This window comes from Chitinophaga ginsengisoli (genome assembly GCF_003014595.1).
Lineage (GTDB): Bacteria > Bacteroidota > Bacteroidia > Chitinophagales > Chitinophagaceae > Chitinophaga > Chitinophaga ginsengisoli.
This window is the reverse complement of record NZ_PYGK01000019.1, coordinates 58,835-82,076: the sequence shown is the minus strand read 5'-3', so window position 1 is coordinate 82,076 and position 23,242 is coordinate 58,835. Positions and strand designations below refer to the sequence as shown.

26 protein-coding genes are annotated in these 23,242 nt (G+C 45.9%); 11 read left to right on the top strand and 15 right to left on the bottom strand.

The genetic code is table 11. The features are described from left to right. Positions 1-58: 58 nt before the first annotated feature. Positions 59-952 carry a helix-turn-helix domain-containing protein gene (locus CLV42_RS29940; RefSeq protein ID WP_106605625.1) on the top strand — a complete coding sequence of 298 codons (894 nt, stop codon included), beginning with the start codon at positions 59-61 and terminating at the stop codon, positions 950-952. A 1-nt stretch (position 953) separates the two neighbouring features. Here CLV42_RS29940 and CLV42_RS29935 read toward each other — a convergent pair whose 3' ends face one another. The 3 genes from CLV42_RS29935 to CLV42_RS29925 form a co-directional block, all read right to left on the bottom strand. After that, positions 954-2,297 (bottom strand): glycoside hydrolase family 27 protein, encoded by a 1,344-nt coding sequence (locus CLV42_RS29935; RefSeq protein WP_106605624.1) that lies wholly within the window; start codon positions 2,295-2,297, stop codon positions 954-956. A 76-nt stretch (positions 2,298-2,373) separates the two neighbouring features. Then, the gene (locus CLV42_RS29930) at positions 2,374-3,516 is read right to left on the bottom strand and encodes a hypothetical protein (RefSeq protein WP_146154525.1); all 1,143 of its coding nucleotides are present in this window, start codon (positions 3,514-3,516) and stop codon (positions 2,374-2,376) included. Continuing rightward, positions 3,501-4,136 carry an ABC transporter ATP-binding protein gene (locus CLV42_RS29925; RefSeq protein WP_106605622.1) on the bottom strand — a complete coding sequence of 212 codons (636 nt, stop codon included), beginning with the start codon at positions 4,134-4,136 and terminating at the stop codon, positions 3,501-3,503. Before CLV42_RS29925 ends, CLV42_RS29930 begins: the two co-directional genes overlap by 16 nt. 190 nt (positions 4,137-4,326) lie before the next feature. On the opposite strand from CLV42_RS29925, the gene CLV42_RS29920 reads away from it, so the two are divergent. The 3 genes from CLV42_RS29920 to CLV42_RS29910 are packed head-to-tail and all read left to right on the top strand — an operon-like array spanning position 4,327 to position 6,755. After that, the gene (locus CLV42_RS29920) at positions 4,327-4,992 is read left to right on the top strand and encodes a hypothetical protein (protein WP_106605621.1); all 666 of its coding nucleotides are present in this window, start codon (positions 4,327-4,329) and stop codon (positions 4,990-4,992) included. Position 4,993: 1 nt separating this feature from the next. Continuing rightward, entirely contained in the window at positions 4,994-6,034 is a 1,041-nt protein-coding gene (locus tag CLV42_RS29915; protein ID WP_106605620.1) for a sensor histidine kinase, read from the top strand. Further along, positions 5,982-6,755, top strand: coding sequence for a LytR/AlgR family response regulator transcription factor (locus CLV42_RS29910; RefSeq protein ID WP_106605619.1), 774 nt, complete (start codon positions 5,982-5,984; stop codon positions 6,753-6,755). Before CLV42_RS29915 ends, CLV42_RS29910 begins: the two co-directional genes overlap by 53 nt. Before the next feature lie 91 nt (positions 6,756-6,846). On the opposite strand, the gene CLV42_RS29905 is transcribed toward CLV42_RS29910, so the two are convergent. Continuing rightward, positions 6,847-7,893, bottom strand: a complete 1,047-nt coding sequence (locus CLV42_RS29905; protein WP_106605618.1) for a hypothetical protein — start codon at positions 7,891-7,893, stop codon at positions 6,847-6,849. A gap of 139 nt (positions 7,894-8,032) precedes the next feature. On the opposite strand from CLV42_RS29905, the gene CLV42_RS29900 reads away from it, so the two are divergent. After that, complete coding sequence (locus tag CLV42_RS29900) at positions 8,033-8,287, top strand: hypothetical protein (protein WP_106605617.1); 255 nt, start codon at positions 8,033-8,035, stop codon at positions 8,285-8,287. A 56-nt stretch (positions 8,288-8,343) separates the two neighbouring features. Here CLV42_RS29900 and CLV42_RS29895 read toward each other — a convergent pair whose 3' ends face one another. Beyond that, complete coding sequence (locus CLV42_RS29895; RefSeq protein WP_106605616.1) at positions 8,344-8,910, bottom strand: hypothetical protein; 567 nt, start codon at positions 8,908-8,910, stop codon at positions 8,344-8,346. A gap of 180 nt (positions 8,911-9,090) precedes the next feature. On the opposite strand from CLV42_RS29895, the gene CLV42_RS29890 reads away from it, so the two are divergent. Then, a complete protein-coding gene (locus tag CLV42_RS29890) occupies positions 9,091-9,654 on the top strand; it encodes a DinB family protein (protein ID WP_106605615.1) in 564 nt (187 codons plus the stop codon). Between the two features lie 86 nt (positions 9,655-9,740). Continuing rightward, entirely contained in the window at positions 9,741-10,301 is a 561-nt protein-coding gene (locus CLV42_RS29885; protein WP_106605614.1) for a hypothetical protein, read from the top strand. A gap of 61 nt (positions 10,302-10,362) precedes the next feature. On the opposite strand, the gene CLV42_RS29880 is transcribed toward CLV42_RS29885, so the two are convergent. The 4 genes from CLV42_RS29880 to CLV42_RS29865 form a co-directional block, all read right to left on the bottom strand. After that, positions 10,363-12,516 carry a GH92 family glycosyl hydrolase gene (locus CLV42_RS29880; RefSeq protein ID WP_245901767.1) on the bottom strand — a complete coding sequence of 718 codons (2,154 nt, stop codon included), beginning with the start codon at positions 12,514-12,516 and terminating at the stop codon, positions 10,363-10,365. A 150-nt stretch (positions 12,517-12,666) separates the two neighbouring features. Next, complete coding sequence (locus CLV42_RS29875) at positions 12,667-12,999, bottom strand: hypothetical protein (protein WP_106605613.1); 333 nt, start codon at positions 12,997-12,999, stop codon at positions 12,667-12,669. Then, positions 12,986-13,396, bottom strand: a complete 411-nt coding sequence (locus CLV42_RS29870; protein WP_106605612.1) for a DUF4267 domain-containing protein — start codon at positions 13,394-13,396, stop codon at positions 12,986-12,988. Before CLV42_RS29870 ends, CLV42_RS29875 begins: the two co-directional genes overlap by 14 nt. 74 nt (positions 13,397-13,470) lie before the next feature. Continuing rightward, entirely contained in the window at positions 13,471-14,046 is a 576-nt protein-coding gene (locus CLV42_RS29865) for a Crp/Fnr family transcriptional regulator (RefSeq protein ID WP_106605611.1), read from the bottom strand. Between the two features lie 102 nt (positions 14,047-14,148). Between CLV42_RS29865 and CLV42_RS29860 the strand changes: the two genes are divergently transcribed. Then, positions 14,149-14,730 carry a PhnA domain-containing protein gene (locus CLV42_RS29860; RefSeq protein ID WP_106605610.1) on the top strand — a complete coding sequence of 194 codons (582 nt, stop codon included), beginning with the start codon at positions 14,149-14,151 and terminating at the stop codon, positions 14,728-14,730. A gap of 85 nt (positions 14,731-14,815) precedes the next feature. Then, complete coding sequence (locus CLV42_RS29855) at positions 14,816-15,745, top strand: hypothetical protein (RefSeq protein ID WP_106605609.1); 930 nt, start codon at positions 14,816-14,818, stop codon at positions 15,743-15,745. Positions 15,746-15,801: 56 nt separating this feature from the next. Here the strand turns inward: CLV42_RS29855 and CLV42_RS29850 are convergent, their stop codons facing one another. Then, complete coding sequence (locus tag CLV42_RS29850) at positions 15,802-16,194, bottom strand: DoxX family protein (protein ID WP_106605608.1); 393 nt, start codon at positions 16,192-16,194, stop codon at positions 15,802-15,804. A gap of 132 nt (positions 16,195-16,326) precedes the next feature. Between CLV42_RS29850 and CLV42_RS29845 the strand changes: the two genes are divergently transcribed. Next, entirely contained in the window at positions 16,327-16,665 is a 339-nt protein-coding gene (locus CLV42_RS29845) for a winged helix-turn-helix transcriptional regulator (RefSeq protein ID WP_106605607.1), read from the top strand. 10 nt (positions 16,666-16,675) lie between these two features. Here the strand turns inward: CLV42_RS29845 and CLV42_RS29840 are convergent, their stop codons facing one another. The 3 genes from CLV42_RS29840 to CLV42_RS29830 all read right to left on the bottom strand — a co-directional run bounded on the left by CLV42_RS29840 (position 16,676) and on the right by CLV42_RS29830 (position 19,305). Next, positions 16,676-17,290: a class I SAM-dependent methyltransferase gene (locus tag CLV42_RS29840; protein ID WP_106605606.1), complete on the bottom strand. Its 615-nt coding sequence runs from the start codon at positions 17,288-17,290 to the stop codon at positions 16,676-16,678. Between the two features lie 116 nt (positions 17,291-17,406). Next, positions 17,407-18,270 carry an AraC family transcriptional regulator gene (locus CLV42_RS29835; RefSeq protein ID WP_106605605.1) on the bottom strand — a complete coding sequence of 288 codons (864 nt, stop codon included), beginning with the start codon at positions 18,268-18,270 and terminating at the stop codon, positions 17,407-17,409. A gap of 123 nt (positions 18,271-18,393) precedes the next feature. After that, on the bottom strand, positions 18,394-19,305 hold the full coding sequence (locus CLV42_RS29830) for an SDR family oxidoreductase (RefSeq protein ID WP_106605604.1): 912 nt from the start codon (positions 19,303-19,305) through the stop codon (positions 18,394-18,396). A gap of 216 nt (positions 19,306-19,521) precedes the next feature. Here CLV42_RS29830 and CLV42_RS29825 point away from each other — a divergent pair, with 216 nt between their 5' ends. Continuing rightward, positions 19,522-20,121 carry a Crp/Fnr family transcriptional regulator gene (locus CLV42_RS29825; RefSeq protein WP_106605603.1) on the top strand — a complete coding sequence of 200 codons (600 nt, stop codon included), beginning with the start codon at positions 19,522-19,524 and terminating at the stop codon, positions 20,119-20,121. Between the two features lie 5 nt (positions 20,122-20,126). On the opposite strand, the gene aqpZ is transcribed toward CLV42_RS29825, so the two are convergent. After that, positions 20,127-20,849 (bottom strand): aquaporin Z, encoded by a 723-nt coding sequence (gene aqpZ, locus CLV42_RS29820; RefSeq protein WP_106605602.1) that lies wholly within the window; start codon positions 20,847-20,849, stop codon positions 20,127-20,129. A gap of 234 nt (positions 20,850-21,083) precedes the next feature. Beyond that, entirely contained in the window at positions 21,084-23,087 is a 2,004-nt protein-coding gene (locus CLV42_RS29815; protein WP_106605601.1) for a GxGYxYP domain-containing protein, read from the bottom strand. Between the last annotated feature and the right edge of the window lie 155 nt (positions 23,088-23,242).

Genomic DNA, 23,242 nt, shown 5'->3' with positions numbered 1-23,242 from the left:
AAAACAATATTTGCCGGAACTGTGTTCTACACATAGTTCCGGCTTTAAATCTGAGCATATGAAGCACTATAGCACCCTGAGTGACCTGCACCGTGAGAATGGGTTTGTTCTCCCCGAGAATCCGTTGTTCAGTATTTCCCGCTGCGACAGAACATGCACAATAGGCGACCGCGAATTCACTACCGATTTTTATATGATCGGGTTCAAAAAGCTGAAAGCAGGCATCTTCAAGTATGGAAGAACATCGTATGATCACCAGAATGGTACCATGTCCTTTGTAAGGCCAAGACAGATCATACAGTTTGCAGGGCTGGAATTTGAAGAAGACGGTTTCCTCATGTTCATTCATGAAGATTTTATTAATGGGCACATCCTTCATACAGAGATCAAAAAATACAGCTTCTTTGACTATGAGGTGAACGAGGCGCTGCACTTGTCCCCAAAGGAAGAAGAGATCATCTGGGACCTCTATAAAAAGATTGAAATAGAATATTATAACAACCAGGATGAATACAGCCGGAATATCATACTGGCACATATCGGATCCATCCTGCAATACTCTGAGCGTTTTTACAGGCGTCAGTTCATCCACCGGACAAATGTAGCCGGTAAGACAGTTTCCCGATTCAACACTATCCTGACGGAATATTTTAACGGCGGTGGCTTGCAGGATAAAGGCTTGCCCTCAGTGAATTACATGGCAGAGCAGTTACATCTCTCACCACGCTATCTGAGCGACTTGCTGAAACAGGAAACCGGCAAGACTGCCATAGACCTGATTCATATTTCCCTCATCTCAGAGGCGAAGAACCTGTTGAAATCAGCTGATCAGACGGTGGCGGAAATAGCCTATAACCTGGGCTTTGAAAACCCTCCCTACTTCTCCCGGTTGTTTAAGAAAGAAGTAGGGATGACTCCCAATCAGTTCAAGCGCCAGGCCACCAGTATATAGTTTATTTACCGGAAACAAGATACAGACCTGCGCCATGGGCATTGATGTCTGGTGCAAAAGTGCCGGAGAATTTTCCGAGTACTTTACCTGTCCAGAGATCGGTAATGGTGCAGGAGGAAGGGAAGCCGTAGGCAGACAGGTCTACACTAACCGGCATTTTCTGCTCAGTTTTGTTGAACACCGCCAGGTATTTACCTGGCTTGTCAGTAGGCTCCGCTGTCCAGATAGCTTTCGTGGTATCGTTAAGAACAGGCTTGTTGTTCTTGCTCTTATTCAGGACAGACAATACGTTTTTATTGGTGATCAGGGATAGCGTGAATGGATCGTTATCCGGCAGATTACCGCCAAACATCAGTGGCGATCTGAATATAGACCAGAGCGTCATCAGGGTATATTGCTCATCTTTTGTGAAGGCAGTCATACGTGGATTGCCTACTTCTGCACGAATACCGATACGTCCCAGCGGCAACATATCTCCATCAGGCCATGCACCTGTCATACGCCATTGATTCCAGCGTTCAAACACTTCAAAATGCTCGTTCAATGGTTTCCAGTTATCCCAGAAATCATTCACTGTACGCCACATATTAGCATGTTGTTGTACATGCGCTGCATGTGCAATCGGCGTTTCTCCCGGAGAGGTGCTTAATACGATCTTACGGCCGGTACGGTTAATCGCTTTCCGGATCATCTCTATTTCGGCTGCGAAGTAAATAGGGGCGGAGAGGTCATCTACTTTCACAAAATCCAGTCCCCAGGAGGCATATAGTTCAAAGATGGAATTATAATACGCCTGTGCGCCTTCCTTACCGGGAACGATGGTGTACATATCATGTAGCCATTTACACTGGTCTTTTTCGGAGTAAATATCTTTGGCCGTCGCTTTACTTCCTTTAACAGGCAGTCCCTGTTTTACAGCTATCACCGGGATGCCGCGCATAATATGAATACCGAATTTCAACCCTTTGCTATGCAGGTAATCGGCCAGTGGCTTAAACCCTTTCCCGCCTGCAGCTGAAGGAAAACGGTCAACAGACGGTATAAAGCGGCCGTATGCATCTATATTATAGTCCGGATTAGTCTCATTATAACCGTGGGATTTATCATTGGTTACATACCAGCGGATGTCTACCACAATATATTCCCAGCCATACTTTTTCAGGTAGCGGGACATATAATCCGCATTGGCTTTTACTTCTGTCTCTGTCACGGTAGGACCGTAACAATCCCAGCTGTTCCAGCCCATAGGTGGTGTGGCTGCCCAGGAGTGGAAATCGTTCTTTTGTTGTGCAAATGCACTACCACCCAAAAGAGCAAGGGCAATGATAAGGAGTGAGTTTTTCATTGCTCCAAAATAATAATAAAAAGTGTTAAAAGGACATTTAAATGATGTTTTTTATAGTCCCGGTCAGGATTTCTGTCTATTCGATAGGTGGTAATTTATAATATCTGGTGTAGAATAGTCCATATGCCAGGAGCAGTAGTACACCAGCAGATTGCAACAAGCAGCCGTACATGACCAGCCAGAACAGCGTTATATATACTGCGAAAACTACCGGCAGATAGATATTCATATTCAACCCCAGCCAATACAATAAACTCCGGAAGAATAATAGTACACTGATGGCATATGTCAACAGGAGAATTGCCGCCAGTGGAGGCGCTGTAATAGCCAGGAAAAGGATCTCCGGTAATAACAACAATACATAACGAAGCGTCATATACCCGAAATGCCTGTTACGGCTATAAGGGAAATTCCGGGAAAAGGCTAGTGTCATCACTTCAAAACGGTGCTCCTGGTATATCAGGTAAAGATGCCCCGCTACGGCTGTTAATACCAGCAGGCCGGCCACACGGGTATCCTGTCGGTTACCACTGAACAAGGAATAGGCGCCACTGGCAAGACAGAAAAGCGAGAATATCTTCGTCAGGAGGCCCCCCAGTTTTACCTTATGGACGATGTGGTACAGGAACAAGCTGAAGAATGGCTTCTTCCATCGTATGGGCAGTCGCAGCCTGATGGGTGCAGGCGTACCGGCAGATAGACGGTTAGCCAGCCACACATAAATAGCTGCGCTGACGGTAATGAGCAGGAACAGGTACAACACTGTAATAAACGGCAGGAGATAGTGATGATAGACAATACCGAATACCACCGACAACAGTCCGTAAGCCGTAATGGGCAATGTGATCACGAACTGCATCCACCACCAGCTGCGCAGTTGCCTGAACTTACTGAGCGCTGTACTGCTATAGTACAGAAAGCCGTTCTCAGGGGCTGTTAATTGCCCCGTTACATATTGCCAGCTTTTCAGGGTATACAGCAACCAGGCAAAGAAGATTGCCGTCATCGCTACCGGGTTACTGATAAGTGTCATCATCACGATCAGTTCATACAACTGAAAGGTTTCGTGCGACATCGTACCCGCAGGCGTGATAAAGATGGCATAGCTGATCACCACCACAAAAAAGAAGAGCAGTGTTCCTGCGTTTGCCCGGTAAAAACCCCGGGAGAATATCCTGGTCAGTACAATTGTAAGTGGGGAGATCATCCTGGAAGCCATTTAACTGTTTTATCTGCTACATGCAAGGTACCGCTGATAGGCAGGGTATGCTCTTCCAGTGGCTGGTGTGAGGACAAAAGGAAGGAGGTACCCTGTGTCTGCTGCCGTTCCTTTATCCAGTCGTAGAGGATGGCCAGCGAAGCCATATCTAAGGTGATCAATGGTTCATCCAGCAATATCAGGCTGGGAGTACCTATAAATGCCAGCAACAGGGATAGCTTTTTGAGCATACCACTGGAATAGGCGCCTAAAGGCTGATCAAGATATGCCTGCATCTGCATGCTCTCAAGATATCGGTCTGGCTGTCCAGCAGGCGCCTGTTTGGCTGTCATGAAAAGCGCCAGCATGTCACTTCCCGTCAGGAACTCAGGGAAGACCGGTTCTGCTTCTGCGAAATTAACCCGCCTTCGGTAGTCGACAGCTTGCTTTTTGATGCTGGTGTTATTCAGCAGGATATCTCCGGAGAAATCAATAATACCGGCAATGGCCTTCAGCAAGGTGCTCTTCCCGGAACCATTGGCTCCTTTGATCCAGTAAATGCCCGGTCCTATGTCAAGTTGTGGAATGTGAAGAACAGGAGCATGGTGGTAAGACTTTTCGAAATCTGCCAGTTGCAGCATATATTTCAGTTATAGCCTAAATATAATATGATCCCTGCGCCAATCGTAATAACTCCGGATATAAATAACCGTTTTAAGAAATTTTTAACCATATGAGGTATCCGTTTCATCCGGATATATCCCGTTTCGTCGGAATTCTATTTCCGATGAGGGGCAGGTGTTGTTGATTTGCTATCTCAATCAATACGTAATGGAAATAATACATCACATCAATATTGCTGTTCACGTTAGTGCCGGTATCCTGGCATTGTTAAGCGGCCTGGCTGCTGCCATTCTCAATAAACAAGTTCAACAACACCGCATGCTGGGTAAATATTTTATGTGGATGATGGTCTTTGTGATCATCACAGGTCTGGCCGGTGTATTTGTATTTAAGCGTAATACCTTCCTGCTGGTCATTACCCTGCTCAGTGGGTATAACTGTTTCAGCGGGATCAGGACCATGCGCTTATCGGGCCGGAAACCGGGTTTTATCGATTACCTGGCGCCGGTCATGGTGATGTCAGCTGCTGCTTACTACGCCTATTACGTGTACGCCAGTGGTCTGTATTGGGCGCCTGTGATTATTTACGCCACCATCGGTTCATTGTTCGTGGTCACCATCTACGATCTGTGCCGGGGAATAATGCCGGCCCATACACGTAAAAAGCTGATGTTGTATGAACACGTGTATAAAATGCTGAGCGCTTTGAGTGCCCTTGCTTCCGCCTTTACCGGTACGGTACTGCCACAGTTTAAGCCTTACAGTCAGTTCCTGCCGTCCATGGCTGGTTTGACCTGCATTATTGTTATCTTTATCGGGTTGGGCAACAGGCCATTATTTTTCAAAAGCACGAAGGTGCTGCAAGCAGACTAATATGCGGCTGGTTATAAAAACTTTACTGATCTGTATCCTGATCGGATTGGCTTTTGGCGGCTATCTGTACTTCACATATGATCACAGGCCGATACGCATTCTCGTGTCAGTATTATCCAGCATAAATATTGGTTCCCTGATGATGCTGGCCATTTATCACCGGCATTATTTTACTAATGTAACGGCCTACCAGGCAGTAAAGGTGATGATCATGATCGTACTGTTGGTATTAGCTGCGCTACTGGGTTCTGAACTGACTTTCCTGATGAGGGCATTGCTGACAAGGGAGCCCTACATCGCTTTTGATGGTGGTAGTATTTATATCCTGAATATTCTTGTGGTAATGGTGACAGCAATGCCCTTGTATGTGAGTGAGGAATGGAAAAGTATGCTGAATGCCCGGATATTACATCAGCAGTACCGGGTGTTGCAATTAGAGCAACAACAAACAGCCTTTGAACTGGAGCTGCTGCGGGCAAAGATCAATCCGCATTTCCTGTACAACATGCACAATACCATTGCCGGCCTGATATCGAAAGACCCGCAGAAGGCAGAAGAACTGGTATTGCTGCTGTCCCGTTTCTTCAGGTTTACACTGAATAAGGATAGCGCTACTTTCCATACTGTGCAGGACGAGCTGGAGATCATCTCTACCTACCTGCATATGCAGCAGATCAGGTATGAGAACAGGATGCGCTATCATATAGCGGCGGATCCTGCTACCTTGCAGCAGCAGATACCCTCGTTCATATTACAGCCGCTGGTGGAGAATGCAGTAAAACATGGTATAGAGAACAGCACTACCAGTGGTTCCATTGATGTGCGTATCTTATGGGAAGGAACGCAGTTGCTGATCTGTATTGCTGATTCAGGCCCTGCATTCCCGGATATGCCTGGTTCGGGTATGGGATTGCAGATGGTGATGAATAAGTTAAGGCTGCTGTATGCAGATGATTTTACAATAGAACTGAATAATACGCCTGAAAAATATGTCCGGATCACTATTCCAGGAAGCCATCACCACCCTGTTGGTAGACGATGAAGAAATGGCCATACATCGCCTGCAGAAATCTTTATCGGCCTACCCGCAGATTAAGGTGATCGGGGCTGTCGGCGATGGTCCTGCTGCTGTGGCGTTTATTAATCAACACCGGCCTGACCTGGTATTCCTGGATATACAGATACCGGCATTCAATGGGTTTGAAGTGCTTAATCAACTGGAACATACGCCGCTGATCGTTTTTGTGACAGCTTATGTGGAATATGCAATAAAGGCCTTTGAAAAGAACTCACTGGATTACCTGCTGAAGCCAGTAGAAGACGAACGGCTTGCACTCACTATCAAAAGGATTAGCCAGAGGAAGGGCGAAGATGGAGACATGCTGCGGAAGATCCGGCAACTGATGAGCGAACAACCAGCGAAAGACGTGATCAGCACCATACCCGTAAAGAAAGGAGATAAGATCCAGCTGGTGCATGTAGGGGATATCGTCTTCTTTGAAGCAAAGGAGAAGTATGTCAGTGTGCATACCCGGGATGAAGAGAAACTGATAGAATACTCCCTGAGCTATCTCGAAGATCGTCTGCCATCCGAATTCCTGCGGATACATAGAGGTTTTATCGTCAATAAACTCAAGATCAGGGAGATCCAGAAGTATTTTAAAGGCACCTATATATTGGTGATGAATGATGCGAAAGGATCTGCAATAAAGAGCGCCTACTCCTACCTCGATACTATTAAAACGAAACTACTGTTACCCTGAATAGAAGGGCCTCGTGTCCAATGAACACAAGGCCTTCTGTAGAAAATACGCTTGCCCGTATTTACTAAATGAGTGGTGGATATATTAAAGATCATTCACTGAGACCATCCTTCAAACCATTGCGGAGATCGAGGATATACTGGCTGAATGTAGCAGACGTACCGGATTCCGGGGTCTGTACCGCGCAATTATTCTTTACAAAGTTTTTTATATCTGCCATCTGCCATATAGCACCGCCGCCCATTTCAGGATAATCCTTTTTGAAGCGGATCATTTCAGCTTTGATCTCTGCCGGTGTTTTACTGTTGTGAACAGGATTGCAGGTACTGAATGCACCCCGGCAAAGGAAGATAGGGTATACAGGCAGTGTGGTCTCCAGTTTGTCCTTCCAGACGCCGGGCATATTGAACCTGCCGCCATCGTAACATTGCAGGTAGATGGCATCTATCAGACCCGGTTGAGAGCGGCAAATGATATCTTTCCAGTAGTTTGTTTTCTTAAAAGGGCAGAGTGTCATATGCAGGTTGAGGTGGGCTGCCAGCTCTCCCAGCTTAGCGATGGATTCGCTGTTATAAACAGATTCGTCATCGATACAGATAGCATCCACACCGATATCTTCTTTCATTATTTTGATGATCTTATACAATGTGCTGTTAGTACCGATCCCTGTTACGATGCCTTCAACCGTCCGGGAGGAATCATACCAGTCCTGTATGTAGTCGTACGTATTAGGTGGCTGATTATACCATCTGCCTTCCAGTAGTATCTCAATACGTTTTACAGAGGATGATGCCTGTCTCAGGGATGCAACATATTTAAGCCACTCCCTGCTACCTACATATTGCCCATCATGTATGATAGGATTCTTATGGTCATCGCCGGAATAAACATCTCCATTGGCATGGATGTAAAAGCTGGAGAGAATTACGGTGTTGAAACCGGAGTTCCTTAAATTCTCATAAGTAGAATCATCTCCGGGATACATACCACGTCCGAACATGGTAAGGTTCGTGTCGGCAGGAGATGCGGGTAATGGTCCGTTTACAGATGTGAAAGTCCCCTTTGCCGGCGGAGCAGCAAATACCGGTGTAAGGAAACCGGCAGCCAGCAGGTAAGACGATAGCAACAATGTCTTCATAGTATAGCCTATATTATTGATGGTTTCCAAAATAATAAACTTGTCCCTGGCTAAGGAGTTACGCTTTATGAACGGTCACCATGGGATAATTGTTGGAAAAATAAGCGGGCAAAAGGTAACTTTATAGAAAGTAAATTCTATGAACACGCCGGATATCCCATATCAACCAATTGATTGCAACTACTATGACCGACTGGAAGCCTGGGCCACCATGCGCACTGTTTGCAGGATCGTATTCAGAGATGAAACAGGGAACGAGCAGGATGTTACCGCCCGTATTATGGATGTATATGCCTTGAATAAAGTGGAATATATGAGGATGGATAATGGTCTGGTGATCAGGCTGGACAGTCTTATAGCTGTCAATAATATCCCCCTGCCGGACCATTGTTAACATTGTAGTCCGGTTAAGGAAGGTAGCTGTCGCTGGCCAGGGCAATCGTTTTACGCTTACTTGATGGCTAATTCCTCAAGACTGGTTTTCTTCAGTTTGTCATAATCCTCGTTCCTGACAGTTTTGAAGTCAACATATGCCTTACCATTCCATCTCCAGACAGGGAATTCCATACCCGGCCCCCCTATAAGCAGGTCAGGATATCCCTTGTTGGTGGTGGCAAGTACATCAGGCGTCAATCCGGGGAATCCCATATTATCCACATAAACCCCCATCGCGTTTTTAATAAACAGGGAAATGCTGGAGCCGGTATTGCCTGACGTATAGGAATTCCCAAACCAGACGAAGATCTCCAGTTTGCCGTCTTTATTCAGATCTGTCGGATAAATGACAGCATTGAACGGATAATCCTTGCTATCCTTGTCCTGGGCAAAAGGAAGATCTTTATTGCCGGTGCAGACAAAGCCCAGTTTAGTGGCGATCTGATTTTTTTCTGCCGTAGTTAAATTCGTTTTAGCATTCTTAAACAGGAGAGAAGCCACTTCAGCGGGGGAACAGTTCTGCTGTCCATATGACAGTGTGGCGCACAGTAGTGCGACCGTTGGCAACAGGTACTTTTTCATTGTTCGGCATTTAGTTGGTTATGATGTTATGAAGGTAATAACTATTTTCGTGGACTGTCGTTAACTGCTTGTTATTCAATGTGTATTAAAATATTGATATTTTTTGGATGAGTGTGCTGCCAGCTATTGGAGTGAATGTTGGGATGTAATAAATTGCAGGGACGTTAAACCCGTTGTAATATGGAAAACAGTACCGTAAAGGCATTACTTAAACAGTTTAACGATACTATTCAGCAGTGGATAGATCAACTCAGTAATTATTCTATCGAAATGCTTCGTCAAAGGCCGCAGACCGATGCCTGGTCGCTGGGTCAGGTGTATGTACATATCATAGAAGATACGACCTTCTATCTGGAGCAGATGCAGGCTGCGCTGGCATCCAAGAACTGCAATGCTGAAAGAAGTATGCGCTCGCGCGCCAGGACCATGTTTGATAACAATGAGTTTCCTGACATGGTGCTGGAGAATCCTTTTAATGATATCAATTTAGAACAACCACAAAGCAAGGATGAATTGTCGCGGGGATTGATATCTATAAAAGATGAAGTGAACCGCCTGTTTCATGACATAGATCTTTCAACCGCAAAGGGAAAAACAGAACATCCCGGATTCGCTTTTTTTGATGCTTTTGAATGGTTGCATTTTGCAGAAATGCATATGAGACATCACCTGCGACAAAAGAGAAGAATAGACGAAAAACTTTTTCCCCAGGTGAGCTCATTGGGGACGCACCGTCCCACATAACGGCAACGGCAAAATTTCAGATTTGTTATGGAGATGGTTCGGGAAAAATTGAGTAAGTTACGCGCCGGATTTTAAAAAATATTCCTATGCGTCTTCGACTCAGACATCTCCTGTTCCTGTTTATCGGCTTACCGGCTTTGGCCCAGAAGCCAGACGATAACCTGCATTTTACCAGCACCAAACAGCAAAAAATTGCGGTGTATAAAGGCACTATCATTGTGAATGGCAATAAGACCTTCAAATTTGCTACCGACAATATCGTTTACAAGAGCAAACGTAACCGCCTGGTGGAAGATGGTGGAAATGTCTTCTTGTTCCTGGAAGTAACTGACAATCCGAATAAGAACAAACTGATCGTATTTGGTATCAATAACTCAGTGGCTGATTCACTGATGACAGCGATAGCTTCTGATATCAAAGACTTTGACCACGATGAACTGCTGGAGTTCGGAGGAAGTGAGCAACCCGAAACATATCCTGCGGCAGATTCAATGTATTACGTTCCTTCAAAATTCTATGAGATCAAAAAAGGACGCCTGGAATTTGACCCGGTGTATACCGAGAAAATAGACAAGAAGGTAAATGGTGTTTATATTCCGGGTGCAACGGGTGAAAAAGTGATTCCTAAGCCTAAAGGCCGTCCCTGATAGCCTTTCGGATAAATAATTGAAAAGGGTGTTCGCCATAAGCTAAACACCCTTTTTCCGTTTATTTTGTAACGATCTCAATCTTACCGCCATTTCGGAACAGGTCATGCGGCACGAAATAGCCTTGCTGTTCTTTTCCATTCACCTTTATGGAAGTGAGGGCTCTGCCTTTCCCTTTTTTCGTTAAGGTCAGCAGTTTGCCAGTGCTGGTGCGCCACTTTACTTCATCGAAAAGCGGAACGGTAACAAGGTATTCAGGATCAGTGGCTGAGAAGGTATATAATCCGGAGGAACTGAATACATACCATGCTGACATCTCACCTGCATCATCCATGCCACAGAGCGCAATGCCTTCTTTTCCGATACCGTACAGACTATTTAGAATTGTATCGATCATCTTCTGTGACTTTTCCGGTTTGCCTATGAAATAATAAGCAAAAGGAGCCTCGTGGTCCGGCTGATTGCCATGGCAATACTGGCCTATCATGGTTTCCACATTCCTGGCAATGTAATGCGGGTTCCAGGGCAGCGTAAAGAGGGAATCCAGTTTGGATTCAAATCCCATTGCGCCACCATACAGTTCAACCAGGCCTTTCATGTCGTGAGGTGCAAAGAAGGATACCTGCCATGCATTGGCCTCCCTGTACATGTATTCATAATAGGGATATTGCGGATTGAAATTCTTGATCCATGAACCATCAGCCAATCTTCCTCTCATGAACCGGGTACCGGGATCAAACATATTCCTGTAGTTTTTAGACCGTGTCATCAGTATTCTGTAGTTGGCAGTGTCTCCCAGTTTCTTCGCTATCTGGGCAAGGGAATAATCATCGTAAGAATATTCCAGTGTTTTGGATACGCCTGCTGCTGCTTTGGTTTCTACGTGTGGATCAGGAATATCAGGATCGGAGATATAACCTTTTGCTATGTACTCATTCAGATGCGGACGGGCGCCTTCTACATTGGCATTCCTCAGCAGTAGCTGATAAGTACCTTTCACGTCAAAGTTATCAATGCCCCTGAGATAGGCGCCGGCAATGGAAGACGCACCATGATCGCCGTGGAAGAAGGTAGGAATGAATCCTGTTTTATCGCCCACTTCTTTCATGGATTTGATCACATCAAGTGTGACCTGTGGAGAGATCAGGCCCAGAAGCACATCTTTATTCCGGTAGGTATCCCACAGAGAGGGCTCGGTGTAGTAATTAAAATCACCCTTCACTACATTGCCTTTGGCATCCGTAAATTCCCCGTTTACATCACTACGTAAAGCCGGCCAGAGGAAGGACCTGTAGAGGCAGGAATAGAACATCCTCCTTTGTTTTTCAGTACCGCCTTTTACCTGTACAGATGATAGCAAAGTCTCCCATTTGCGGTTGGCTTCATTACGGACCTCGGTGAAAGACTTATTGCCGATTTCCTGTTCCAGGTTTTGTTTGGCGTTCTCTGTACTTACGAACGATAGGCCTATTTTCAGTTCAACGAGACCTTTACTACCATCAGCTACATGCACAATAGCATAGCCGTTGTGCTCGCCTTCCTGTGTCTTTTCCAGTTTGTCGATAGCGGTATTCAGTACAGCGTAGAAGTAGATGTTGCCACCTGCCCGCTGATAGCCCTGTAAGGCGGATGTACCTACCTGTTCAATATGCCAGTCGGAGATCCTGTTGTTGGCCTTCGCCAGATCAAACAGTATCTGTCTGTCTGTATTGTTTTTATAGGTATACTGATGATAGCCGCATCTGAGCGTGGAGGTCAGATTGACATTCACGTCATAATCGTCCAGGTACACCTGGTAAAAGCCAGGGGATGCACTTTCTTTTTTGTGGGAGAACCTGGAACCGAATGGCAGACCCGGATGGGAGAGTGGCAGAATAGGAATGTTGCATAGATTCCAGTGACCTTTATTGGTATGTGTGAAGCCCAGGATAACGGTATCCTCGTATTCATATCCGGCGCCGGAACCGTATTCCGTCATCGGACTTAACTGCACCATGGCATTCGGCAAAGAGCTGCCGGGAAACGTAAGCCCTGCCCATGAGCGCCAGCCTTCCGGTAACTGGTATCCAAGGATCTTAGGATCAGTGAGTGGCGCTGTGCCCACGAAAGTATTGACATACTTTGTGTAGCTGGTTGGTGACTGCGCTTTACCTGATGCGGCAGCAAATAGCATGGCAAGCCCTAGCATGAAAGGACTTGCGGTGGAATTCCTCATATTTCGAAAAGTTTATTGACCTGAGTAAGGCTATTAATCGCCTATTAGAGGTTAAATATAGAAATCAGGGGGACTATAACAAAGCGTGTGTCAGAAAAAAGTGATGAACTTATCCTGACACACGCTTTATAATAAAAGGGATGGGATGTGTTAAACACGGACTACAGCAATACAGGCAGCCAGCAGGGTAATGGCGATCAGCGCATAGTAAGCCTGCTTTGTGAAGACTTTTCCGTTGAAACGTCCATTGATGATGGTCACCACTGCGAATAAGGCGGTTTTAGGAACAACTTTATAATAATTCACATGCGGGTATTTGAGCGCCACCATTACTATACCAGTGATCAGCAGGATAATCCCCAGGATCATGCCCGATGCGTTTCTTACGCGGGTGTCATAATCCCGCCATTGTGATAAGAGTACACATAAATAGATGGCAAAACACAGAAAGTGGATCAGGAGTATTGTATTAAAGAGCAACATGTGTAACAGATTTAGGTGCGGTGAAAAGATAATAACATCCGAGTACCAGTCCCAGTACAATAGCTGTTACATGGGGATACAGTTGTGCGGTAAGATGACCGGGCGCATGCAGTACGATCAGGAAATCGGCTACTGGTACAAGAGAAGCTGTCAGCAACAGGATAGCAAGCCCCCGTTGGGTACGTGTCAGCAACAGGGCCAGTATGGCCATACCGGCGGAGAGGTCTCTTATTCCTTTGATGTAATGAAAAGCAAAATCGTTGCCGGTAACAGTTTGTATACCAAAGGCATGTTCAGCTACATCAGGTAAAAGGAGGAAGCGGGCGCCGATGAATATAAGTAGTGCACCGGTGATGAAGGTGAGCCCAAAAGCGATTACAGCATTTGTTTTTTTCATTTTGATACATTTTTGCGTTGATGTATCAAAGGTAGAATCGCCGGCAGACCTGTTCGTTCACCCAGGTTAATAAATCACAGGGCCAGCCTTTTTCTTATGCGGCTGAGTGATGGTGGCTTAACCCCTACGAAAGAAGATATGTAATACTGGGGCACCCGCTGTTGCAGGTCGGGGTAGTTGTTCACAAAATTGAGATAGCGTTGTTCGGGTTCATCGGTATACATGGATCTCAACTGGCTCTGCGCCTGCAGGTAAATGAATTCACAGGCAAGACGGCCGAATTTCTGGCCCTCTCTGACCTCTTCATATATCCGCTGCAGGTTATCGTAGGAAATCAGTAATATTTCACTGGGTTCCAGGCACTGGATAGCCGTTAGCGATAGGGAATGGTCGAGAAAGCTCTGGTAATTGCAGGTGAATTCGTTTTCCTTCCCAAAGTGCAGGGTGATATCCTCTCCGTCGTCTTTCGTCTGGTAGTAGCGGATCAATCCCGTTTCAATAAAGCCGACATCACGGCAAACCTGGCCTTCACGCAGCAGATGATCTCCTTTTGCAAAGGTTTTCGGAATGACAAGGGAGGAGATGAATTCCTTCTCCGCATCGTCGAGACGGATAAAATATTCGATGGCTGAGATCAGGCTTGGGTACATGCAGGTAAGATAAGTAAAAAGGCAGAAACAGCTGCCTGCAATAAGTCACTTTTTTAGCCAGCTAAAAGCTATACATTCGCGGCACATTTTACAAAACAAGCAATGAAACTGGACGAACTACTACAAAAAAGGAGTGAAAATCAATGTGAACTGTGCAAATCAACAGAAGCTTTAAAGATCTATGAAGTGCCGCCTGCTGCAGGTGCGGATGCGGATAATAGTATCCTTATCTGTAATACATGCAGGATGCAGCTAGAAAAGAAGGCCGAACTGGACAGCAATCATTGGCGCTTTTTGTCAGAAACGATGTGGAGCGAGGTGCCGGGTATCCAGGTGGTGTCCTGGCGGATGCTTAACCGTCTGAAGCAGGAGAGCTGGGCAATGGAGAGCCTGGATATGATGTACCTGGATGATGAGCGGCTGGCATGGGCTAAAGCGACCGGCGACCATGAGAATGACAGTGCAGTAGAGTTACACAAGGATTGTAATGGCCAGGTTTTGCAGGATGGAGACTCCGTAGTACTTATCAAATCATTGGATGTGAAAGGCTCTACACTGAATGCTAAAATGGGTACGGTGGTGAAGAATATCCGTTTAGTAGAGAATAATACAGCGCAGATAGAGGGTAAAATAGAAGGGCAGGTGATCGTGATCCTGACACAGTATGTGAGAAAACAAAGCTAGTATATAAAGCCGTAGAAGAGGAGCGTGTAAGGGATAATATATTTTAATATTTAATATATCTTTGCTGGAATAAAATCTATTACCTGTGAAAATCATCAATCCGGCATTAGGATCCTTGTTGTTATTATCCTTATCGCTTCTCTTCGCCTGCAATAAAGACGAAGTCCCTGATACAGAAAATGAAACCCCGGCAACATTAACCAGAGCTGACTACTATCCTGGGGGAACTGACACCAGCGGTGTGGCCTTCTATTCAGACTCCATCTTCTATAATGACAAAGATCAGGTCGTGAAAGTGGTTACCCATGGCACCTACGATATTGTGTACCTGTTTACATATAACAGCAATGATCTGTTGTCTAAAATGACAGCACGGGGCAGCACCTGGTGGAACCAGGACTACAACATCTTCTATGGCCCCAATAATCGTATTGATAGTCTTAATATGGAAGATAATTCAGGCACTTTTGGAATATTTGAAATGAAGAGTAAACTGTCGTATGACGGGAATAATGTCCTGCTTTCCATAGCTACTGAAAGAATACAGGAAGGTAGCTCTTATACAATATACAAAAGGCGCTATGTAAGAAAAAGCAATGGAGAAATAGACTCTATTAATATACAAAGCTTTAACCAGCTTGCTTTTTCATACGAGAATGAACGGAATATACATCCTGCTACGGTTGTCTCTCCCGTAAATAAAAGCATGCAAAAATTCAATCCTGCTTATGCTTTTTTACTTGCGACAAGGGTACAGCTATACCTGTTTACATCAAACTCCCAGAATATATTCATGCAGAATATCCTGTGTCCTAAAGACAACCTGTTTAACGATGGGACAGTTAACAGGATCTATTTTTCAAACCAGAAAGTTGATTCTATAAAGACACAAACATATAAAAATGTATGTACCCTGAATGCTGATGGCTCTGTAAAGGCATTTCAATATACTGAACTGCCGGTTACTGCCAGTGTGAACGATTTTACAGTTAAATGTTACTATACTGTTAAGTAAGCATTTGATGAAAAGATAATTTTGAAGCTGCCTGATGTATCGTCAGGCAGCTTTTTTTATTGTTTCAGTCTTCCCCAGGCAATGAAAGCCGCAATAGCCGCCATAAATATGTTAAACCCGATTACAGCAGCTTCTCCCCGCGCAATGTGAAAGATACTGGCACATACCATGAGTGCAATAATAGCAATCGCAGTGTAAGCGGTGAGCCTTGGTTTGATACGCAATAAAGAGGGCAGTATAAGCCCAAGGCCACCCAATAGATCTACTACCCCGAGTAGTCTTACCATCAGGGAAGGGACTTCGCCCGTCCAGGGCCACATGGCCGCTATTTTTTCAATAGGCTGAAATAACTTGCTGGTAGCTGCCCAGATAAAAATGGCCGCCACGAACACCTGCGCTATCCAAAGGGAAATATTAAGCGCTTTTGAAGATTGCTGTTGATTTGTCATGCAAGAAAGGATTTTTCGTTAGCGGCTCAAAAGTATTTATGTTTGTTGCTCAGAATAAAGTACTATCCCACGGGATAGCGCTTTCCGACAGGATAGTAATGTGAACACTGTAAATTATTAAAGGAATAAGAAATGCTGACACGCGAAGGATGTCCTAAAACGATGCTATCTATCAAAGATGCCCTGGAAGCCCTGGAAGGGAGATGGAAACTGCTCATCTTGTTTTCATTGCAAGGAGGTCCGAAACGGTTTAAACAGATATCAAAGGAGGTTGGCGGTATTACCGATAAGATGTTGTCTAAAGAATTAAAGACTTTGGAGGCCAATAAACTGGTGAAAAGAGAAACACACGATACTTTCCCGCCAGCGGTAGAATACTCGCTTACAGCGCATGGCACGTCACTGGAAAAGCTGCTGGAGGAACTGCATTACTGGGGACTCGCGCATCGCAAAGAGGTGATGGGTAAATAGTTGCGGATTATCAGTAACGTTTTCTTCCCACAAAGCGGATTACAGCCCCCTTACCAATATGATATTTGCCTTCATTCAGGAAGATCTCTTCTTCCGCCAGCATCAACATGTCATAGTTGCTGAAATCGGCTAGTATTTCTGCTTCGGAATACAGCTCTTCTAATTGCTTTGGACCTCCCACTTTTGGATCAAGTCCGTTGAAATACAGGTGTTTCTTGCTGAAGGCTTCCAGTATGATAATACCGCCGGGTTTGAGATAATCATTTAACTTCCTGTGGAAGATGGATTTCTTTTCAGCGGAAAAATGTGCGTAGATCAATCCGATAGCATCGAAGGATGCTTTTTCAAAGCTGAGATCATCTAAGTCTCCGACGATGTATTCCAGTGCGACTTCGTTTTCTTTCGCCAGTTGTAAGGCCTTTGACTGTCCCTCAATACTGAGGTCGAAACTAATTACTTCCCATCCTGATCGTGCTGCGAAAACGCCATTACGTCCTTCACCATCAGCCGGCATCAATATCTTACCGGGATTGAATGTTGGCAACCATTCCTGGAAAAAGAGATTAGGTTCTTTGCCATAGGCAAAATCAGATGCTTTATAGCGTTCGTCCCATTTTTGTTGCATAATGTAGTTGTTATTTACCTGCAAAGTTAGGAACAGCAGATGTTGCAGGAATAGGACAGAAATGTGGTTGAATGGAACTTAAATGAAATTAACTCAGGTGGAAGTAATTTAATCAATCATTTTACTGATCTGAACTGCTGTCTGAATACCTCCGGTGAAGAGCCGGTATGCTTTTTAAAGAAGCGGATAAAATAAGAAACATCCTCATAACCCAGATGATCTGCTATCTGGCTGACCTGGCTGGAGGTGGCCCGCAGGTATCTTTTTGCTTCCAGGATGATATGTTCATTGATCATCTCTGAACATGTTTTACCCAGTGTGGATTTGGTGATGGTATTCAGCTGATAGAGGGAAAGATGCAGCATGTCAGCATATGCAGACGCCTGTTTGATACTGGTGATATGCGTTTCTAAAAGGGTTAGGAATTCTTCCAGTCGCTCCTGCATATACAAGTTAACGTTACCAGCCGAAGCCTTGTTGTACTGCCTGATTAATTCGACAAAGAAGATATACAGATTGGCAGTGATCACTTCGCCGTATTGGGCCTGTTTGTTGTTATATTCCTGGAAGATATTGTCCAGTGGAGTATTTATTCTTTTGAATCCGTCATTATCTGATTGATAATGATTCATCGAGCTTGCCTTGCGTAATAGCTGATGCCCGGATTGATCCTGCGGAGCGTGAAAATCAGCTTTAAATGATAGCAGATAACCTGTGCTGCCAGCTTTCAAGGTAAGCTGGTGTACCTGGCCGGGGCGCAAAAAGAAAACGGCATTGTCGGCAATATCATATGAGGTGAAGTCTATTTCATGTGTGCCTTTTCCTTTTTTTAAGGCCAGTACATAAAAGAAATTATGGCGGTGAAGTTCCTGTACCATGTCTTTTCCAGCGAGAAGATCATGCAGATCGCGGATGCTGAAGTTATTGAAAAATGTCCCTGCTTCTGCTGCAATAATATTCCTTACGGGAATGTCTTTCATGAGACCATGATTACTGATGATGCTGCAAGATAGCAATTTTACCAGAAGGGGCTGGCCCAATAAAGAACACCCTCTCAGGTTGAGGTACCTGAGAGGGTGTTCGTTGCATGCAAGGCGCCAGCCTTACTTTCCGGGAGCAAAATAACTTCCGTTACCGAGATCTTCGATCAATCCGGGATGAACAGGCTGCCATCCCAGCCATTGCTGCGTCAGTGTGCCGGAAGCGGGGCAGTCAATGCCAAAGAAATGTCCCAGCCAGCCGAAATGCTCCGCTGCTGCTGCTGGTGATACTGACACCACCGGCATATTCAGATGTTTGCCGATCGCTGTGGCGATATCCCGGGTAGGGATGCCTTCATCGCCAACTGCATGGAAGCGGGTACCAGCAACACCTTTCTCCACCGCCAGTCTGAAAACACGGGCAGCATCCAGGCGGTGTACGGCAGGCCAGCGGTTGAGTCCTTCGCCGATGTAGGCAGAAACACCTTTCTGACGGGCAATGTTGATCAGCATCGGGATAAAGCCATGATCATCCTTATCATGTACGGATGTCGGGAGCCTTACGACTGATGAACGGACGCCCTGGGCTGCCGCGGCCAGTGTGATTTCCTCAGAGGGAACACGGTGCCTTCCGGGTGTGTTGGGGTTTGGAGCATCTTGTTCCGTTCCCAGGCGACCGCCATCGAGGGCTGCAACGGTGGCGATACCGGAGGTTACCACCAGGGGCTTGCCTGTTCCCGCCAATGCTGCAATGAAGGTCTCAATGGCAATCCTGTCTGTTACAGCGGAGGCAGCCATGTTGGAGAAATCATGGATAAAGGCCGTGTGGATAATACCATCTGTAGCCAATGCTCCCTGTCTGAGACTGTCGAGGTCTTCGAGTGTACCCCGGTGCACGTCAGCGCCCGCAGCAGTGAGCGTAGCGGCAGCGGCCTCCGAACGGGCAAAGCCCAGTACCTGATGACCTGCGCTGAGTAAATCCTGAACAACGGCTGTGCCGACAAAACCTGTGGCGCCTGTGACAAAAACACGCATTTTCTGTAGTTTTAGTGAATAAATCCATTCGTAACACAAGCTGCTGCGAACCATTTACGGACACAAAATTCCGACAGAAGGGGCCCTGGAAACAAGGAGATTTGACACAATTTTTTGAGGTCATTTGACCTAAATTTGCATTATTGACTAAGTCCAGGGAACACAGGAAAAGGAGTGGGACAGGGGCTTAGGAATCCGTTAAAAAGCCTTTAATCAATGTTTGAGTGTTTTGAAGCTTACATTACTGCCCATGCCGAGCTTACCAAAGAAGAGCTTAAATACATGCGTTCACTGGCAACAATGAAAAAAATACGCAGGAGGCAGTTATTACTGAAAGAAGGGGAAGTATGCCGCCATAAGATATTTGTCGTAAAAGGCCTGCTGAAGAACTATCGCCTGAAAGACGATGGTACGGAATATATCCTGCGGTTTACGCCGGAGAACAACTGGAGTATTGTACATGACAGCTATACTAACCAGACGCCGTCAAAGTACAATATTGACGCCCTGGAAGACAGTGAGGTTATCTTGTGGGCCCGGGAAGATTTTGACCAGATCATGAAAGCTATTCCTATCGTCAGGGTATTCTCTGACAGGATGAAAGAGACAAGCCTGGACGCCAGCCAGGAAAGGATCATGATGAATATCAGCTATACCGCTGAAGAGAAATATGAGAACTTCATTACCTCTTTTCCTGATATATTCAGGCGCGTGCCCTTACACATGGTAGCGTCTTATCTTGGTGTATCAAGAGAAACGCTGACACGTGTAAGGCAGGCCCGCTTCAGACAACAGAAGGATAACAGTATCGGGTGAGCTGTTTATTTTGTAGTTGCCGCAGTCTCTGGTTGCTGTAACAGCAATTTGTATATGAGACCTCCTACAATGGCTCCGGCAATCGGAGCTACCCAGAATAACCACAATTGCGACAGGTAACCACCACCTGCAATAATAGCCTGAGAGGTAGACCGGGCAGGATTGACAGATGTATTCGTGATAGGAATGGAGATGAGATGGATCAGGGTTAAGGCTAATCCTATGGCAATACCCGCAAATTGTCCATTAGCAAATTTGTCGGTTGCTCCCAGTATAACGATAAGGAAGAAAGCCGTCAGCAGAAATTCCGCCAGGAATGCAGCTCCCATCGTATAACCATGCGGCGATAATTCACCGTAACCATTTGCAGCAAAAGCACCGGCTTTGTGATTGTCTATAACAAAGGGTGTACTGTTACCGGACACGATCAGGTAAAGTAAACCGCCTGCTACCATTGCTCCTGCAACCTGGGCGATGATGTAAGGGAGTAAATCCTTAGCCGGAAATCTCCCGCCAGCCAGCAGACCGAATGATACGGCAGGGTTAAAATGTCCACCAGAGATGTGACCGACTGCGTAAGCCATGGTCAGTACGGTGAGGCCGAAAGCCAATGCCACGCCCAGGTAGCCGATGCCCAGCTCAGGGATGCCGGCAGCAAAAAGCGCACTTCCGCATCCGCCAAAAACTAACCAGAATGTCCCAAAAAATTCAGCTAAATACTTTTTCATACAATGTTCTTTAATGTTGTTGTGGTTAATGTTGTTGCAATCTACAACATCTTAGCCTGTAAAAAGTTCGTATGTGGCGGTGTGTTCGTTTAGGCGTTATGCAACTGTTAGAAAGACACTCAAATATTTACATGGCCTATTGATAGTAACTGGTGTGGTATCACAAACAGAAAGCCCACAAATACAATCATTTGTGGGCTTTGCTGCGTGAGTGGCTACATATTGATGCAGGCCTTATTGTGGATTAACCGGAAGACCATTGGCTTCGCGGATAAGCTGGAATATATGATCCGGACGTACTACTACATAGTTGGTGTTAAGAGAATTGGCAACGTTTTTAAAACTGGTAGGTGTTACCCCTTGCCAGGGTTGCGCCTGTATGATGATAAACCTTGGTGATGCTCCATTCCATCCCGCAGATGCGGAGGTGATATGATCTTTCATGGCCTGTTCATTGGTGCAATAGTTGCAGGAGAGCGCCATGCCGGGGAGACTGTTGTTATAGATACTTAGTCCGCCGCCGGTATTCTGAGCTGTCAGGCCAAGCGTGTAAGGGGCATTGGTAGCAAAGGTCTGCCCTACATTCTGATTAATACCACCTGTGATGGTATTCCAGATGGTAATGACCCGGAAGCCCGCGCGACGGTTATATTCATCGGTTTTGGCGGCAAACTGGTTCAAACGGGCCTGATCGGGCCAGCTGTTTGGATAGGCGTAACCATAACCCGAAGGGCCGGAGATCAGGTTGTCGTTGTTGGTAGAAGTTTGCCAGTAATAATTCAGGGCTCCCGGCATGGCATCGAGCATCGCAGGAGAAAGTGTCCATCCCATTGGAACGGAGCCCCTGTCTGGATTATCCCACAGCTTACGCATCAGGTGTTCGACATACTGCAGATTGTCCCCGTCGCTTAATATAAATGCAACATAAAGTTTGTTCTGCAATGCTGGTTTTGCAGGCATTGGCCTGGTAGTGACTGTTCTGGACATGCCGCTATGGACGGTCAGATTCGTAGCCCAGTCGCTTGCAACAGTGGCAATGCCATACCTTGAAGCTCTTTCTACACCGGGACCTTCATCCGGCCACCATCCCATATAATTGGAGCCAGTGGGCATGGACGCTAAGAAGCTATTGAGCAATTCACTTTCACCCGCAACGTTCGGATCCAGCCAGATGGTAGCAGCGCCCAATGCTACCGCATATTCGCGGAGCGCAGCTTTATGTACATCCGGGTTCAGGCCTATCAACAGGCGATGGTCAAGGTTGGGCCAGTAATTGTTATATATCGACTGATATACCTGTAGTTTACTACTGAACTGCCCCCGCAGATCCAACAATATGGGCAGGTTGTATGGCGCAGCGGTTAAGCGTGATAAAAGCAGTGGGGATGCTATCAGTGCTTTGCGGTCTTTGGCAAGTATGGTGGCCAGGTTAACGGTATGTATCTGTGCCGGATCGTATACGATCACGCCTGATATTTCACTACGGTATTTGCTGATCAGGCCCCATTTGTCGGCCGTTTCAGACCAGCTCAATCCCAGGGAGCGCAGCCATGTATATTGACCTTCCGCAAATGCATCTCCTTCGTAAGAAAATAAACGGGGCTGGGTCCTGTTGACGATCCCTTTCAGGGAAGCAAACAAATACATTTCTGCAGTGGAGGCATTCTGCTGTACGCCCACCCAATCAACTTTCGTATAAGAAGTACCGCGCCAGTATACGCGTAACTCGATGGATTGATTGTCGGCAGGAAGTGTAAATGGCAGCGTAAAATTCACATAATCTCCCGCGATAGAAAACTGCTTACGGGTGATCGTTCTTGAAGCCAGTAGCTGGCCGTTTGTAGCGTTTCTGACATCCACATCCACCACAGGATCGTCATTGGCGGTGTTGTTGTCTACCTTCATGCGGAACTCTGCTACATTGGGACCTGCGGGAATGCCTGTGTAGTAAGGTCCGTAGATCATGTGTTCATCTGCCGCGTCGATGCCGGTCTGACACAGCCAGCCATCAGTTTCTAATCTTCCTGTCTTGTGACTTAAAGCCGATCCTTCGCCTTCCCAGCGGGTAGATGTCTCACGCAGGATAAAAAGGTCCTGCGTCTGCGCAGTGGAAGGAAATGAGGGAAGGAGTTGTCCTGCGGGCCAGGTGATTTGTGCCATGGCCGGCGTAACGAACAACTGGATAAGCAATAACAATGCTGTTACCGGGCGGACAAACCCGTTAATTGGTGTGATCATAGGCTAACGTTTTTACAATCAGTAATTTGGTTTAAGTGGCATAAAATGATTCATATCAGGATCAATTTCTGAGACCATAATATTAACGTGAACGAAAAATGAACAAATTTTAACCGGAATGGAGATGGGTTCACAATAAGGATATATCAGGCTCA